Source organism: Rhizobium bangladeshense, from assembly GCF_017357245.1.
GTDB classification, from domain to species: domain Bacteria; phylum Pseudomonadota; class Alphaproteobacteria; order Rhizobiales; family Rhizobiaceae; genus Rhizobium; species Rhizobium bangladeshense.
This window is the reverse complement of the sequence record NZ_CP071612.1, coordinates 300,020-314,366: the sequence shown is the minus strand read 5'-3', so window position 1 is coordinate 314,366 and position 14,347 is coordinate 300,020. Positions and strand designations below refer to the sequence as shown.

General features: G+C 61.7%; 16 protein-coding genes. 14 read left to right on the top strand and 2 right to left on the bottom strand.

Features of this window, described 5'->3' with window-relative positions; genetic code table 11:
• Nucleotides 1-65: 65 nt before the first annotated feature.
• From pmtA to J2J98_RS01530, 6 genes are all read left to right on the top strand, one after another.
• The gene (gene pmtA / locus J2J98_RS01555) at nucleotides 66-665 is read left to right on the top strand and encodes a phospholipid N-methyltransferase PmtA (protein WP_207602173.1); all 600 of its coding nucleotides are present in this window, start codon (nucleotides 66-68) and stop codon (nucleotides 663-665) included.
• Entirely contained in the window at nucleotides 666-1,247 is a 582-nt protein-coding gene (locus tag J2J98_RS01550; RefSeq protein WP_138394329.1) for a histidine phosphatase family protein, read from the top strand. It begins immediately after the preceding gene.
• A gap of 6 nt (nucleotides 1,248-1,253) precedes the next feature.
• Nucleotides 1,254-1,961 carry an orotidine-5'-phosphate decarboxylase gene (gene pyrF, locus J2J98_RS01545; protein WP_207602172.1) on the top strand — a complete coding sequence of 236 codons (708 nt, stop codon included), beginning with the start codon at nucleotides 1,254-1,256 and terminating at the stop codon, nucleotides 1,959-1,961.
• Between the two features lie 27 nt (nucleotides 1,962-1,988).
• On the top strand, nucleotides 1,989-2,276 hold the full coding sequence (locus J2J98_RS01540; RefSeq protein WP_064711785.1) for a DUF1330 domain-containing protein: 288 nt from the start codon (nucleotides 1,989-1,991) through the stop codon (nucleotides 2,274-2,276).
• A 110-nt stretch (nucleotides 2,277-2,386) separates the two neighbouring features.
• Nucleotides 2,387-3,367: a complex I NDUFA9 subunit family protein gene (locus tag J2J98_RS01535; RefSeq protein WP_207602171.1), complete on the top strand. Its 981-nt coding sequence runs from the start codon at nucleotides 2,387-2,389 to the stop codon at nucleotides 3,365-3,367.
• 280 nt (nucleotides 3,368-3,647) lie between these two features.
• The gene (locus J2J98_RS01530; RefSeq protein ID WP_167358961.1) at nucleotides 3,648-3,800 is read left to right on the top strand and encodes a hypothetical protein; all 153 of its coding nucleotides are present in this window, start codon (nucleotides 3,648-3,650) and stop codon (nucleotides 3,798-3,800) included.
• Between the two features lie 194 nt (nucleotides 3,801-3,994).
• Here the strand turns inward: J2J98_RS01530 and J2J98_RS01525 are convergent, their stop codons facing one another.
• Complete coding sequence (locus J2J98_RS01525) at nucleotides 3,995-4,792, bottom strand: undecaprenyl-diphosphate phosphatase (RefSeq protein WP_064707707.1); 798 nt, start codon at nucleotides 4,790-4,792, stop codon at nucleotides 3,995-3,997.
• 230 nt (nucleotides 4,793-5,022) lie between these two features.
• Between J2J98_RS01525 and J2J98_RS01520 the strand changes: the two genes are divergently transcribed.
• The 3 genes from J2J98_RS01520 to J2J98_RS01510 are packed head-to-tail and all read left to right on the top strand — an operon-like array spanning nucleotide 5,023 to nucleotide 7,754.
• A complete protein-coding gene (locus tag J2J98_RS01520; RefSeq protein ID WP_138394334.1) occupies nucleotides 5,023-5,715 on the top strand; it encodes a glutathione S-transferase family protein in 693 nt (230 codons plus the stop codon).
• Between the two features lie 12 nt (nucleotides 5,716-5,727).
• On the top strand, nucleotides 5,728-6,885 hold the full coding sequence (gene queG / locus J2J98_RS01515; protein WP_207602170.1) for a tRNA epoxyqueuosine(34) reductase QueG: 1,158 nt from the start codon (nucleotides 5,728-5,730) through the stop codon (nucleotides 6,883-6,885).
• The gene (locus tag J2J98_RS01510) at nucleotides 6,885-7,754 is read left to right on the top strand and encodes an SDR family oxidoreductase (protein ID WP_207602169.1); all 870 of its coding nucleotides are present in this window, start codon (nucleotides 6,885-6,887) and stop codon (nucleotides 7,752-7,754) included. Before queG ends, J2J98_RS01510 begins: the two co-directional genes overlap by 1 nt.
• Before the next feature lie 161 nt (nucleotides 7,755-7,915).
• Here J2J98_RS01510 and J2J98_RS30220 read toward each other — a convergent pair whose 3' ends face one another.
• Nucleotides 7,916-8,320 (bottom strand): hypothetical protein, encoded by a 405-nt coding sequence (locus J2J98_RS30220; RefSeq protein ID WP_246569431.1) that lies wholly within the window; start codon nucleotides 8,318-8,320, stop codon nucleotides 7,916-7,918.
• Here J2J98_RS30220 and J2J98_RS01505 point away from each other — a divergent pair.
• The 5 genes from J2J98_RS01505 to J2J98_RS01485 all read left to right on the top strand — a co-directional run bounded on the left by J2J98_RS01505 (nucleotide 8,220) and on the right by J2J98_RS01485 (nucleotide 14,345).
• Nucleotides 8,220-8,525 carry a septal ring lytic transglycosylase RlpA family protein gene (locus tag J2J98_RS01505; protein WP_245296596.1) on the top strand — a complete coding sequence of 102 codons (306 nt, stop codon included), beginning with the start codon at nucleotides 8,220-8,222 and terminating at the stop codon, nucleotides 8,523-8,525. The two genes, J2J98_RS30220 and J2J98_RS01505, sit on opposite strands and share 101 nt — an antisense overlap.
• A 132-nt stretch (nucleotides 8,526-8,657) precedes the next feature.
• Nucleotides 8,658-9,947 (top strand): RsmB/NOP family class I SAM-dependent RNA methyltransferase, encoded by a 1,290-nt coding sequence (locus tag J2J98_RS01500; protein WP_207602168.1) that lies wholly within the window; start codon nucleotides 8,658-8,660, stop codon nucleotides 9,945-9,947.
• 201 nt (nucleotides 9,948-10,148) lie between these two features.
• Nucleotides 10,149-11,426 (top strand): imelysin family protein, encoded by a 1,278-nt coding sequence (locus J2J98_RS01495; protein WP_207602167.1) that lies wholly within the window; start codon nucleotides 10,149-10,151, stop codon nucleotides 11,424-11,426.
• Between the two features lie 46 nt (nucleotides 11,427-11,472).
• Entirely contained in the window at nucleotides 11,473-13,245 is a 1,773-nt protein-coding gene (locus J2J98_RS01490; RefSeq protein WP_246569384.1) for a di-heme oxidoreductase family protein, read from the top strand.
• Nucleotides 13,245-14,345 (top strand): imelysin family protein, encoded by a 1,101-nt coding sequence (locus tag J2J98_RS01485; RefSeq protein ID WP_138394340.1) that lies wholly within the window; start codon nucleotides 13,245-13,247, stop codon nucleotides 14,343-14,345. Before J2J98_RS01490 ends, J2J98_RS01485 begins: the two co-directional genes overlap by 1 nt.
• The last annotated feature ends 2 nt before the right edge of the window (nucleotides 14,346-14,347 follow it).

The window sequence follows — 14,347 nt, the reverse complement described above, 5'->3', positions numbered from 1 at the left end:
AACCTTGTCCCGAGAGCGACAAGCAGCATATTAAGACGGTCGATCAACGTGCGGATGGGTGGAGAATGCGCTTACGGGTCAAGGTGAAGGAACGGCTGGGGAAGAAATTCGATGATGAAATCCGCTTCTTCCGGGGCATGATGCAGGGACCGAAGACGGTGGGCTCCATCGTGCCGACCTCCTCAATCACCGCCAAGCGCATGGCCAGCGTCATCGACCTCAGTTCCGGGCTGCCGGTGCTCGAACTCGGCCCCGGCACCGGCGCCATTACCAAGGCCATCCTCGGCCGCGGCGTCCGGCCGGAAAATCTGGTGGCGATCGAATATTCGACGGATTTCCACCAACATCTGCTACGGACCTATCCCGGTGTGAACTTCATCAACGGCGACGCCTTCGATCTCAAAACCACGCTCGGCGATTACGGCGACCAGACCTTCGATTGCGTCATCTCCTGCATTCCGCTTCTTAACTTCCCGATGGCGATGCGGGTCTCGCTGCTCGAAAGCCTGCTTGATCGCCTGCCTGCAGGACGGCCGGTGGTGCAGATCTCCTATGGCGCGATCTCGCCGATCGCCGCCAATGGCGATCGTTACAGCATTCATCATTTTGATTTCGTCATGCGCAATATTCCGCCGGCACAGCTCTGGATCTACCGGCGAGGATAAATGTTCGGACTTTATATCACCCATCCGCAAGTCAAAATCGACCCGCAGGTTCCCGTTCCCAAATGGGGTCTCTCAGACATCGGCGCCGAACGCGCCCGCAAGGCTGCTTCGAGAGACTGGGCGAAACGGCTGACCCGCATCATCTCCAGCGACGAGACGAAGGCGATCGAGACGGCCGAAATCCTGGCGGAAGCATCCGGCACGAAAATCGAGATCGTCGACGCCATGCACGAGAACGACCGTTCGGCCACCGGCTTCCTGCCGCCGCCACAATTCGAAGAGGCGGCGAACTGGTTCTTTGCCAATCCCGAAGAAAGCTTCAAGGGCTGGGAGCGCGCCATCGATGCGCAGGCCCGGATCGTAGCGGCGGTCAAGGCCGTTCTCGCCACCCATGATACGGCATCACCGATCGCCTTCGTCGGCCACGGCGGCGTCGGCACGCTGCTCAAATGCCATCTGGCGGGGCGGCCGATCTCCCGCGACCGCGACCAGCCGGGCGGCGGCGGCAATCTCTATGCTTTCGGCCTTGCGGATGTCAGTTTAACATGCGACTGGACACCCATCGAAGAGTGGCGGGGGTGACTTCACATGGACGCACGCGAGCGGCTGATCGTCGGCCTGGATGTTCCAGCGATCGACGAGGCGGAAAGACTGGTTTCCACGCTCGGCGACGACATTCTCTTCTATAAGATCGGTTATCAGTTGGTCTTTGCCGGCGGTCTGGAATTCGCCCGCGACCTTGCCGCGAGCGGCAAGAAGATTTTTCTCGACATGAAGCTGCTCGACATCGACAACACCGTCGCCTCCGGCGTCGAGAATATCGCCAAGATGGGCATGTCGATGCTGACGCTGCATGCCTATCCGAAGGCGATGCGGGCGGCGGTGGAGGCTGCGGCCGGCTCCGGCCTCTGCCTGCTCGGCGTCACCGTGCTGACCTCCATGGATGCCGAGGACCTCGCCGAGGCCGGCTACAGTCAAGACCCGCACAGCCTGGTGCTCAGCCGCGCCGGACAGGCTCGCGCCGCCGGCATGGGCGGCATCGTCTGCTCGGCGGCGGAAGCGGCCGAGGTGCGGGGGGTCGTCGGAACCGATATGGCGATCGTCACTCCCGGCATTCGCCCGACCGGCAGCGACAAGGGCGACCAGAAGCGGGTAATGACGCCTTTCGACGCGCTGAAGGCGGGATCGACGCATCTCGTCGTGGGCCGGCCGATCGTCAAAGCGCCCGATCCGAAAGAGGCGGCCCGCGCCGTCCTCAACGAGATGGTGAATGCGCTCTGGCCGGCAAACCGCTGAATCCAAAAAAGCAAAAGGGAGAAGATCATGGCCAAGGCATATTGGATCGCCCGCGTCGACGTTCGTGACGCCGAGCGCTACAAGGATTACGTGGCGGCGGCCAAACCGGCCTTCGAGAAATACGGGGCGAATTTCCTGGCGCGCGGCGGCGCGATCACCGAGCTCGAGGGCAAGGCGCGCGCTCGCAATGTCGTGATCGAATTCCCGTCGATGCAGCATGCCGTCGACTGCTACAATTCGCCGGAATACCAGATCGCCGCTAAAATCCGCCACGAAGCGGCGGATGCGGAAATGGTCGTCGTCGAAGGCGTCTGAGTGCCTCCGCATGCGCAAAACTCACGGCGCGATAGGCCTTCCCGTCGCGCCGGGATTCGGCTAAGACGGAGCCGATACAGCATCCCGCACAGCCTTTCGAGGAGCCTGCCATGACCCTTGCCAACCTGCCGCCGCTCGTCACCGTGTTCGGAGGTTCCGGCTTCGTGGGCAGGCACGTGGTGCGGGCGCTGGCCAAGCGCGGCTATAGCATCCGCGTCGCCGTGCGCCGGCCCGATCTTGCCGGCTTCCTGCAGCCGCTCGGCAATGTCGGCCAGATTTCCTTCGTGCAGGCGAACCTGCGCTATCGCAACTCGATCGACCGTGCCGTCGAAGGCGCCAGCCACGTCGTCAACTGCGTCGGCATTCTGCACGAGACCGGCCGCAACACTTTCGACGCCGTGCAGGAATTCGGCGGCCGCGCGGTGGCTGAAGCCGCACGCAATGTCGGCGCGACCCTCACCCATATTTCGGCGATCGGCGCCAACGCCAATTCCGATTCGGATTATGGCCGCACCAAAGGCCGCGCGGAAGCCGCGATCCTCTCGATCAAGCCCGATGCGGTTATCTTCCGCCCGTCGATCGTCTTCGGACCCGAGGATAGCTTCTTCAACAAATTTGCCGACATGGCCCGCATGTCGCCCGTCCTGCCGCTGGTCGGCGGCGGCAAGACGAAATTCCAGCCGGTCTATGTCGAGGACGTCGCCGAGGCGGTCGCCCGCGCCGTCGACGGCAAGGTCGCCGCCGGCAAGATCTATGAGCTTGGCGGGCCAGAGGTGCTGAGCTTCCGCGAATGTCTCGAGATGATGCTGAAGGTGACGCGCCGCAAGAACCCGCTGGTGTCCCTGCCCTTCGGTCTCGCTTCGCTGATCGGCAGCATCGCCTCGCTTGTCCCGTTTGTGAGGCCGCCGATCACGCCGGACCAGGTGCGCCTGCTCAAGCGCGACAATATTGTTTCCGCAGAAGCCGAGGCAGAAGGCCGAACGCTGAAGGGGCTCGGCATCACGCCCACCATGCCGGCATCGGTGCTCGGCTCCTACCTCGTGCAGTATCGTCCGCACGGCCAGTATACCGGCTCCGGCAAGGCTGCCTGAATAACTTCGAGCATTCTGAACAATGCCGTTCGCGGATAAAGCGGGCGGCATTTGCCGTTGCCGTTTTAAGCACGGGCAGCGCAAATCCGGCATGTCTGATTGCGGCTCAGCTCAAGGGCCGTTGCAGAAAAGACGCATCTGAAAAATTGTGGAATTAACGCCAAATTTAGCAGGAACGTTTATTGCTATTTGCCATTCCACTGACTACCAAACCCCGCGCGTCTCCAACGGACTCGACGCCTGCGAAAGCGTGCGGCAATCACTGTGAAAGGCATTCTCGATGGGCAAGTCAATCGCGCTCCTTTTTGCGTGTGCGGCGCTGATTATCATGGCAGGCTCCTTCGTTGCGCCCGGTTCGGTCGCGGCGGTCAAGGGCGATTGCTCGCCGGCCTACGGCGTCGATCCCTGCTCGACGGCTTCGGTCCGCCACTGACGAAAGGCTGGCCCTTCGCGCCGGTCTCCTATCCAGACAATGCCCGCGAAGCGGATACCTGACACAGGCGTTTGACAAACGCTCGGCCCCGCCTGCGTCATCATCGCCAGCTGGGCGCACAGCGTTTAATTATTCGGCTATCGCGTATCGCATCCGCGCCGGGAGCTGCGCGGACGCGATGCGATCGGAACATCTCAGCTGATCATGCCTGTTGTGGCCATGCCGAGCAGCAGGACACCGAGAATGATGCGGTAGATGGCAAACAACGTAAACCGGTTGCTCCGGATATAGGCAAGCAGCCATTTGACGGCGATGAACGCGACGATGGTGGAGACCACGAAGGCGATGGCGAGCGCAGTCCAGTCTTCACCTGCCGCACCGCCATCCCTGAAGGCCTTCACCAGTTCATAGCCGCTGGCGGCGTACATTGTGGGGATGCCGACGAGAAAGGCGAATTCAGTCGCCGCGGCGCGATTGCCGGTGCCGGCCAACAGAGCGACGAAAATCGTGGCGCCGGAGCGCGACGTTCCCGGGAAGACGCCGGCGACGATCTGGGCGATGCCGACCAGGATAGCGACGAGCCAGGTGATCTCTTTATGCGGCGGGCGGCGCGCGGCGGCCCACTCGGCAAAGATCATCCAGATGCCGCCGATGATCAGCGCCCAGGCAATCGGCGTCGCCGTCTCCGGCAGTTCAAAACCGAGCCTCTTGACGATGAAGCCGAGAATGGCGGTGATGAGGAAGGCGACGATCAGCTTGGCGGCATAGTCGCGATTCTCAGGCTCCCGCCAACCAAGCACCAGATCGACGAGACGACGCCAGTAAATGATGGTCACGGCAAGAATGGCGCCGGCCTGGATAACGATATTGAACATGTCGGACCGGTGGCCGAGCCATTGCTCTGCAATGATGAGATGGCCGGTGCTCGAGATCGGCAGAAATTCGGTGATTCCCTCAATGACACCTAGAATCGCGGCATTTATATAATCCATACATTGTCTCCGGTTTAGAGTTCGGCCGGGCCTGAGCGCTTGGGTCGATCAGGCTGCCGCTTCCATTCGTTCGTTAGACCGTGTTTTGCCATCGTCAGATGGCGTAAAATCCGATTCGCTTGTATTGGCGGGGCCAAGCTCCTATAGCTTCAACCAATGAGTCATGACTAGGGCGCTATAAATGAGCTGCCGCACAGTCCTGTAACAGCAATCATAAAGCACGAGTATCGATGCCCACGCTTTATCACCATCCCATGTCATCCGCATCTCGCTTCGTCCGGCTGATCCTGGCGGAATACGGCTATCAGACGGATCTGATCGAGGAGCAGACATGGGAGAAGCGCCGGGATTTCCTGGCGCTCAACCCGGCCGGCACGCTGCCGGTCTATGTCGACGACAGCATGCGAGCGCTCTGCGGCGCAAGCGTCATTTCCGAATATCTCGACGAAACGCACGGGGTCCTGAAGCGCGACCGGCGGCTGCTTGCCGAGGACCCTTTCCAGCGGGCAGAAATCCGCAGGCTGACCGAATGGTTCATGCAGAAGATGGAAAACGACGTGACGAAGCCGCTCGCACGTGAACGCGTCTACAAGTTGCAGATGACCGCTGATCAGGGTGGCGGAGCGCCGGATTCGAAGATTTTGCGCACGGCCCGCGCGAATATCCGCCAGCATATGCGCTATCTCACCTGGCTTGCCGGTTCGCGCCAATGGCTGGCCGGAGAGCGAATGAGCTATGCGGATCTCGCCGCCGCCGCCTCGGTCTCGATCCTCGATTATCTCGGCGAGATCGAGTGGGCCGAAGCTCCCGTCGTGAAGGAGTGGTATCAGCGGCTGAAGTCGCGTCCGTCTTTCCGGCCGATGCTGACCGAGCGCGTGCGCGGCCTGACCCCCGTTTCACACTATGCCGATCTGGATTTCTGACGAGGGCTCTTCATGCCCGAAGCTTATAGAGACGACAAAGAGCGGCGGCGCCGCGACAATTTGACCGACTTCGTCAGGGCGGAATCTGCGGCCAAGGGCTTCGATCTCTGCCGCATCACGCGCCCTGACGCGATCCCCGAAGCCAGACAGCGTCTCGGTGAGTTCATCGATGCCGGGCGGCACGGGACGATGGAGTGGATGGCGGAGACGCGCGAGCGGCGCGCCGACCCGCTGACCCTCTGGGGCGCGGTGCGATCGGTCGTCGTCTTCGGCCTCAACTACGCGCCCGATGAGGATCCGCGCAGCATTCTCGACAAGCCGGACAAAGCGGCGATCTCCGTCTATGCCCGCAACCGTGATTATCACGACGTCATCAAGGGCCGGTTGAAAGAGATCGCCACGCGTTTTGCGGCGCGGGCCGGCGCCGACGTCAAGGTGTTCGTCGATACGGCGCCAGTCATGGAAAAGCCGCTGGCGGCCGCCGCCGGTCTCGGCTGGCAGGGCAAACACACCAATCTCGTCAGCCGCACGCATGGTTCGTGGCTGTTCCTCGGCACGATGTTCACCACCGCCGATCTTGCCGTCGATGCGCCGGAGAACGACCATTGCGGCTCGTGTCGCGCCTGTCTGGACGCCTGCCCGACGGCCGCCTTCCCGGCGCCCTACCAGATCGACGCGCGGCGCTGCATCTCCTATCTCACCATCGAGCACAAGGGACCGATCGATCCCGAGTTGCGGGTGCTGATCGGCAACCGCATCTATGGCTGCGACGACTGTCTCGCCGCCTGTCCCTGGAACAAGTTCGCAAGTGCTGCCTCCGAGATGAAGCTGCAGGCGCGGGAAGAGTTGAAGGAGCCGTCGATCGCCTTTCTGCTGACGCTCGACGATCCCGCTTTTCGCGCCTTTTTCAGCGGCTCGCCGGTGAAGCGGATCGGCCGTGACCGTTTCGTCCGCAACGTGCTGATCGCCGCCGGCAATTCCGGCGAGAAAGCGCTCATCGCGCAATGCCGCCTGCTCGCCGACGATGCCTCGCCGGTGGTTCGGGGGATGGCGGTCTGGGCGCTTTCAAGGCTGATGGAGACTGGCGAATTCTCGGCCTTTGCCGCAGAAAGGGCTGGTGAGAGCGACGACGACGTTCTGAACGAATGGCGGCTGGCAGGAGTGGGCTGATGCATGTGATGATCTTTGGCTGCGGTTTTTCCGGCACGGCGATCGCCGAGGCCTTCGCCGGCGACGGCGTGCGCGTCTCCGGAACGACCCGTTCGGCAGAGAAGATGGAAGCGCTCCGCCGCGCCGGCATCGAGGCATTCCTGTTCGATGGCGAGACCATGGAAGAGCGACTCGTCGAAGCTTTGGCTGATGTCACCCACCTGGTGCAGTCGATCGCACCTGGGAAGGCCGACCCGCTGCTGCGGCTGCTTGATAAAGACGGCGCGGGCCTGCTGCCGAGGCTCGAATGGATCGGCTATCTCTCCACCGTCGGCGTGTATGGCGATCACAAGGGCGCATGGATCGACGAGGAAACGCCCTGCGTCCCCGTTTCCGGACGGTCGAAAGAACGGCTCGAGGCCGAAGAGGGCTGGCTGGCGATGGGCCGCGAGCGCGGCGTGCCGGCGGCGGTGCTGCGTCTTTCCGGCATTTACGGGCCGGGGCGCAACGCCTTCTGCAATCTCGAAAAGGGCACGGCGCGGCGGTTGATCAAGAAGGACCAGGTCTTCAACCGCATCCGCGTCGAGGATATCGGCGCGGCGGCACGCTTCTTGTCGGCGCGTGGCCTCGGCGGCGTCTATAATGTCACCGACGACCGGCCGGGGCCACCGCAGGATGTGATCGTCGAAGCGGCACGGCTGATGGGTGTCGAACCGCCCCCGGAACAGGCTTTCGAAACCGCCGAACTGACGCCGATGGCGCGTTCTTTCTACGGCGAGAACAAGCGGGTTTCGAATGCGAAACTGAAGGCTGCCGGCTTCGAATTCTCCTTCCCGACATACCCTATGTCGCTTGCGCAATTGTGGCGGGACGGGCGCTGGCGCGGTTAAACTAGGCCACCATTTCTGGCCCGTTGCCATCACCCGAAATGAGTAGGAAATTCCTACTTTCCTCATTTATCAGAATAATTCTCGCGGCATATTATAGTTAACGGCCTTTGAATTTGTCCAAATGTGGCAACGAATATGGCAGAACCAGAAAAAAAATTTCACTAATTTTGTGAATGCCGGGAAGTTTGATTTTCTATGGAAAAAATCATCTGAGTTTTAGCTGATTTCATTACCTTTTTTCCACACTCTGCCGGACGCGGCGAAATCTCATATTTAATCAATGATATCACCAATATTACAGAATGTAACATTCCGTGATCTCGTGCGGCACTTTTTTGCCACTTTTCGACGGATTTAAGCCCCGCCGCCTGCAAGGGCGTGAGTTCAATAGTTGAGGGATAATCCGTTTTGAAGAAAATCAGCCGTTCTATTATCGCTGCCGCAACTATTGCAGCCTGCTCTTCCATGCTTCCGGCGGAAGGTTTTGCTGCAAATGGCTGTGGCGGTGCTTCATGGTACGCACTTCGCTCCAAAACTGCTTCCGGAGAACGTATGAACCCCGCCATCTTGACTGCCGCACATCGTTCGCTCGCATTCGGCACCAAGGTGAAGGTCACCAACCGCAACAATGGCCGCACCGTCGTCGTCCGCATCAATGATCGCGGTCCGTTCATCCGCGGCCGTGTACTCGATCTGTCGCGCGCCGCCGCACAGAATATCGGCATGGTGAGCTCCGGCACGGCGAAGGTCTGCTACCAGGTCATCAGCTAAGCCCCGACTGCGCCGTAAGCGGCGCTTGCTCTTGCCGCCAATCGCGGTTACCACGCGATTGAACCCTGTAGACAATCCGCCGAGCCTCTGTGTGCGGATCGTTCACATGGCATGGCAACAGGAGATATGTGAATGCGTCTGGGCGGCCGCCTCGAAGGGGCGATTTCTGTGCTCGCGGACATCGATGCCCGCAAGCGGCCCGTCGCCGACGCGCTGAAGGACTGGGGCCTGGCGCACCGCTTCGCCGGTTCCGGCGATCGCGCCGCGATCGGCAATATCGTTTACGACGCCTTGCGCATGCGGCTTTCGCATGCCTGGCTGATGGATGACGACAGCGCCGCCGCCATTGCCCACGCCGTCATGTTCCGTCAATGGGGCTTCACATCGGACAGCCTCGCCGCCGAACTCGCCGACGACAAGTTTGCGCCGGCGCCGCTTCCGGCCGAGGCCCTCGCGGCCTTTGCAAGCCGCTCGCTCGACGATGCGCCGCCGCATATCCGCGGCGATATTCCAGAATGGGTTCAATCCTCCTTCGAACGGGCTTTCGGCACGGGTTGGCTCGCCGAGGCACAGGCGCTTGCCGCCCGCCCCACACTCGATCTGCGCGCCAACATCCTCAAAGCCTCGCGCGACAAGGCCGTCAAGGCGCTCGAAAGAGCCGGCGCGCATGCGGCGAAGATCGCCCGCTACGGCATCCGGATTGCCGCAGGCGAAGGCGCCTCGCGGCTTCCCAACGTGACAGCCGAGCTTTCGTTCCAGAAAGGCTGGTTCGAAGTTCAGGACGAAGGATCGCAGATCGTCGCCGATCTGGTGCTGGCCAAGGAGGGTGAACAGATCCTCGACTATTGCGCCGGCGGCGGCGGCAAGACGCTCGCCATGGCCGCCGCCATGCAAAACAAGGGTCAGGTTCACGCCTACGATGCCGACCGCAAACGCCTGGCGCCGATCATCGAGCGATTGAAGCGAGCGGGCACCCGCAATGTCCAGGTGCATGACGACGCCAGGGGATTGTCTGGCCTTACCGGGCGCTGTGACAAGGTGCTGGTCGATGCGCCCTGCACCGGCACCGGCACGTGGCGCCGCCGCCCCGATACTAAATGGCGGCTGACGGCGAAGAACCTCGACGAACGCACCGCCCAGCAGCAGGATGCGCTGGCGCAGGCGAGCGGCTTCGTCAAACCGGGCGGCGAGCTGATCTACGTCACCTGCTCGGTGCTGCCTCAGGAAAATGAGGAGCAGGTGCGCCGCTTCACCGGCGGAAATCCCGATTTCCAGATCGTCAGCGCCCTGCCCGTCTGGGATGCCCTCTTCGGAAAGGACGCGCCGCGTCCGCATTCCTCCGACGGCCTGACGGTGACGCTGACGCCGGCCTCCACCGACACGGACGGCTTCTTCTTCTGTCGCATGCAGCGCAAGGGCTGACGCCTCGCGGCATAAGCAGACGGAGGCGGCCCTCGCTAGCCGGACGGCCGCGCTGACCTTCACGCAAATGCTCTTGAAATCGGCGTTTGCCGGTCTTCCCCATTCTTGAAATCATTCCAAACTAGAGCGTTTGACACCAGTTTGCTTTTGCGCGAAGAGACGGAGGCCGATTAGACGGAAGATCCGTCACAGGAGAGGATAATGAAGCTCAACAGCAAATTCCGCGCAGCCGTGCTGGCGATTGCCCCCGCAGCCCTGCTCGCCCTTCCAGCGCAGGCCGAGACGGATGCTAGCGCCGTGGTGAAACACTATGCCGAGGTAGCGCACGCCAAGTATGAGGACTCGCTGACCACGGCCAAGGCGCTCGACGCTGCGATCGACGCCTTCCTGAAGGCGCCGACCGACGAGACGCTGAAGACAGCGAAGGACGCCTGGATCAGGGCGCGCGTTCCCTACCAGCAGACGGAAGTCTATCGTTTCGGCAATCCGGTCGTCGACGACTGGGAAGGCAAGGTCAATGCATGGCCTCTCGACGAGGGCCTGATCGATTATGTCGACCCCTCCTACGGCACCGAGAGCGACGAAAACTCGCTCTATGTGGCGAATGTCATCGCCAACAAGACGATCAAGATCGACGGCAAGGATGTCGACGCCTCGAAGCTGACGCCGGAATTCCTCTCCGGCACGCTGCAGGAAGCCGGCGGCATCGAAGCCAACGTCGCGACCGGTTATCACGCCATCGAATTCCTGCTCTGGGGTCAGGACCTCAACGGCACCGGGCCTGGCGCCGGCAACCGTCCGGCAACGGATTACGACCTCAAGAATTGCACGCATGGCAATTGCGACCGTCGCGCCGAATATCTGAAGTCGGCTTCCACCCTGCTCGTTTCCGACCTGCAGGAAATGGTGGACGACTGGAAGCCGGACGGGGCTGCGACGAAGAACGTCGAAGCCGATCCGAAAGCCGGCCTCGTCGCGATCCTGACGGGCATGGGCTCGCTTTCCTACGGCGAGCTTGCCGGCGAGCGCATGAAGCTCGGCCTGCTGCTGCATGATCCGGAAGAAGAGCATGATTGCTTCTCGGACAATACCTACAACTCGCACCTGAACGACGCGATCGGCATCGCCGCCGCCTATACCGGCAACTACACCCGTGTCGACGGCACCAAGCTCAGCGGCCCGTCGCTGCACGACCTCGTCGCCGCCAAGGACAAGGCGCTCGATGCCGAGATGGAAGGCAAGCTCAACAAGACGCTCGATGCGATGAACGCGATGGCCAACCGTGGCGAGACGGTCGAGAAGTATGACCAGATGATCGGCGAAGGCAACAAGGAAGGCAATGCCGTCGTCCAGGCCGCCATCGACGGGCTGATCGACCAGACGAAGTCGATCCAGCGCGTTATTGCCGCACTCGATCTCGGCACGGTTCAGCTTGAAGGTTCCGACAGCTTGGATAATCCTAACGCCGTCTTCAAATAAGCGAAAAGGCGGCCGCTTCGGAAGCCGGAGCGGCCCGAACCCTGAAATGCCATCTATTACTTCCCTCATTCCTGTGTCTGGGCTCTGCCCGAGGGATGTCGCAGGAATCCAGCCACCACGCATCGGCGTCGTGAGTGACTTGGCTGAGGGGGAGTCTTTCGCGCCCAAGCACTTGGACGCAATGGATTCCTGTGACATCCATCGGGTCAAGTCCGAGCACAGGAATGAGGGAGTAGCAAGGGAGGCACGCGCCGACACCCTCAAACTTGTTGGACGGAACAATCGCTTCTTCTCAAGAATTCAGCTATCCGTCCGCATCGCCACCCTTGCCGCCCTTGCAGGAGCGCCGGCAGCCATCGCCGCCGGTTTCGATCTGCCGACGAACCGCACCGACCTTTCCGAGGCCGATCTCAAACGCGTCGCCGACGTCACGCGGCCGACCAGAGATTTTGCCAAGGCCGAACAATATGAAGCGATGCAGGCGGGGGCAGCGACGTCGGTCGATCCCGTCACCGAGGACAGTTTCTCGCATATTTCAGCCAATATACCCTTCGATGAAGAGCAGAATTTCAAGCTTGGCAATGCGCTGTTCCGCAAGCTCTGGATTTCCGCTCCTTCCTCGACACAGGCTTCCGATGGCCTTGGGCCGCTTTTCAACGCCCGCTCCTGCATGAGCTGCCATGTCAATGACGGCCGGGGCAAACCGCCGGAGGGCGGTCCAAGCGCCACCTCGATGTTCCTGCGGCTGGCACGCGCGGCCAAGACGCCCGAGGAAGAGAAGGCGATCGCGAATGCCGATATCGTCAATTTCCCCGATTCGGTCTATGGCCATCAACTGCAGGACCTTGCCGTTCCCGGGCTTGCCGCCGAAGGCAGGATGGCGATCAGCTATCGCGAGGAAAAGGTGACGCTTGGCGATGGCGAGGTCGTGTCGCTGCGCCGGCCGAATTATGCGGCGACGAATCTCGCTTACGGGCCGCTTGACGCAGCGACGACCATTTCGGCGCGCATGGCGCCGGCGATGATCGGCCTTGGATTGATCGAAGCCATTCCCGAGGCCGATATCAGTGCCCATGCCGACCCCGATGATGCAGACGGCGACGGCATTTCGGGCAAAGCCGCGATCGTGCGCGACCGCCGCAGCGGCAAGATCGCGCTCGGCCGCTTCGGCTGGAAGGCGCAGAACGCCACGGTGCGCGATCAGAGCGCCGACGCCTTCGCCAACGATATCGGCATCTCGACGCCCGACCGGCCGGACGCACATGGCGACTGCACGAGCGCAGAAGAAAAATGTCTTGAGATGCAGACCGGCGTGCAAAAGCGGCTGGGCGAAGAAGAAGCACCGGGACCTATTCTCGAGCTCGTCACCTTTTATTCGGAAAACCTGGCCGTGCCGGCGCGCCGCAAGGCGAGCTTTCCCCGGACGCTGCAGGGCAAGCGGCTTTTCTACGAAACCGGCTGCATTTCATGCCATGTGCCGAAATTCGTTACCCGGCGGGATACCGCCAACAAGGCGCAGTCCTTCCAGCTGATCTGGCCCTATTCCGATTTTCTCCTGCATGACATGGGCGACGGCCTTGCGGACGGGCAACAGGTGGGCCTTGCAAGCGGACGTGAATGGCGCACGCCGCCGCTATGGGGTATAGGACTGACCCGGACTGTCAGCGGACACAGCTTTTTCCTGCATGACGGCCGTGCGCGGGATCTGACCGAAGCGATCCTCTGGCATGGCGGCGAAGCTGAAAGGGCCCGCAACGCTTTCTCCTCCCTGTCCCGAGACGATAGGGAGGCACTGATTACATTCCTGGAGTCACTTTGATGCGCCTTTGGCACCCCCTGCTCTGCCTCACTCTGATCGGTCTCGCCACATCGGCGGCCGCCCAGACAGCCGCGCCTCCGGCAGGGTTGAACGAGGATGCCGTTCCCGCCGTGATGCAGCGTGCGGTCGACGAGGTGATCCGCCCCGGCTATCGCAACATGCAGCAATCGGCCGCCCGGCTGACGACGGCGATGAAGGATCTCTGCGACGACGGCACGCAACAGACGCTCGACAAGGCGAAATCAGCTTTCGACGACACGATCCGCTACTGGTCGACCATCGAGATCGTCCAGATCGGCCCTGTCATCCAGGACAATCTCTTTGAGCACATCCTGTTTTATCCCGACCGCAAGGGTGTCGGCCTGAAGCAGGTGCAGGCGTTGATCGCCAAGGCCGATCCGAAGGATGCCACCGTCGATGCCATCGCCGGCAAGAGCGTCGCGCTGCAGGGCCTGACGGCGCTGGAATATGTGCTCTACGGCAACGGCTCCGACGACCTCGTCAAGCAGAAGGGCGGTTTCCGCTGCCTTTACGGCCAGGCGGTCGCCGGCAATATCCAGCGTGAGGCGGGCGAAGTCGTCGCAGCCTGGGAAAAGCCCGACGGCGTGCAGGCGAGCTGGAAACATCCAGGCCCACAGAGCAATGATTTCATCGACGACAGGGAAGCCGTGACAGCACTGCTCGGCATTCTCGTTCACGGTGCGGAAAACGTCCGCGACCAGCGGCTGGAGCAGTTCTACAAGGGCAAGGACACCGCGCCGCGCCCGCGCATGGCCATCTACTGGCGTTCGAAGAACACCTGGAAATCCATGGCTGCCAATCTGGAGGGCCTGCGCACGCTGTGGCAGAAGGCCGGCATGGCCGAGCTTCTGCCTGCGGACAAGAAGTCAATCGCCGCTTCGATCGACGAGGATTTCAAATCGCTGCTCGACAGCGTACCGAAGCTCAATCCCGACATCGACGTCGCCGTGAGCGATGCCGAGAAGCCCAAGCTCGACGCGCTGCTTGCAGAAAGCCGCGAGCTGATCACCAGAATAAGTGACGAATATGGCGCGGCGATCGGCCTTTCGGCAGGCTTTTCCTTTTCGGACGGAGACTGAAG

Excerpts from the sequence above, each read along its gene's own strand:
- pmtA (WP_207602173.1), top strand. The coding sequence starts at position 66 with ATGCGCTTACGGGTCAAGGTGAAGGAACGGCTGGGGAAGAAATTCGAT.
- J2J98_RS01550 (WP_138394329.1), top strand. The coding sequence starts at position 666 with ATGTTCGGACTTTATATCACCCATCCGCAAGTCAAAATCGACCCGCAG.
- pyrF (WP_207602172.1), top strand. The coding sequence starts at position 1,254 with ATGGACGCACGCGAGCGGCTGATCGTCGGCCTGGATGTTCCAGCGATC.
- J2J98_RS01540 (WP_064711785.1), top strand. The coding sequence starts at position 1,989 with ATGGCCAAGGCATATTGGATCGCCCGCGTCGACGTTCGTGACGCCGAG.
- J2J98_RS01535 (WP_207602171.1), top strand. The coding sequence starts at position 2,387 with ATGACCCTTGCCAACCTGCCGCCGCTCGTCACCGTGTTCGGAGGTTCC.
- J2J98_RS01530 (WP_167358961.1), top strand. The coding sequence starts at position 3,648 with ATGGGCAAGTCAATCGCGCTCCTTTTTGCGTGTGCGGCGCTGATTATC.
- J2J98_RS01525 (WP_064707707.1), bottom strand. The coding sequence starts at position 4,792 with ATGGATTATATAAATGCCGCGATTCTAGGTGTCATTGAGGGAATCACC.
- J2J98_RS01520 (WP_138394334.1), top strand. The coding sequence starts at position 5,023 with ATGCCCACGCTTTATCACCATCCCATGTCATCCGCATCTCGCTTCGTC.
- queG (WP_207602170.1), top strand. The coding sequence starts at position 5,728 with ATGCCCGAAGCTTATAGAGACGACAAAGAGCGGCGGCGCCGCGACAAT.
- J2J98_RS01510 (WP_207602169.1), top strand. The coding sequence starts at position 6,885 with ATGCATGTGATGATCTTTGGCTGCGGTTTTTCCGGCACGGCGATCGCC.
- J2J98_RS01505 (WP_245296596.1), top strand. The coding sequence starts at position 8,220 with ATGCTTCCGGCGGAAGGTTTTGCTGCAAATGGCTGTGGCGGTGCTTCA.
- J2J98_RS30220 (WP_246569431.1), bottom strand. The coding sequence starts at position 8,320 with ATGGCGGGGTTCATACGTTCTCCGGAAGCAGTTTTGGAGCGAAGTGCG.
- J2J98_RS01500 (WP_207602168.1), top strand. The coding sequence starts at position 8,658 with ATGCGTCTGGGCGGCCGCCTCGAAGGGGCGATTTCTGTGCTCGCGGAC.
- J2J98_RS01495 (WP_207602167.1), top strand. The coding sequence starts at position 10,149 with ATGAAGCTCAACAGCAAATTCCGCGCAGCCGTGCTGGCGATTGCCCCC.
- J2J98_RS01490 (WP_246569384.1), top strand. The coding sequence starts at position 11,473 with ATGCCATCTATTACTTCCCTCATTCCTGTGTCTGGGCTCTGCCCGAGG.
- J2J98_RS01485 (WP_138394340.1), top strand. The coding sequence starts at position 13,245 with ATGCGCCTTTGGCACCCCCTGCTCTGCCTCACTCTGATCGGTCTCGCC.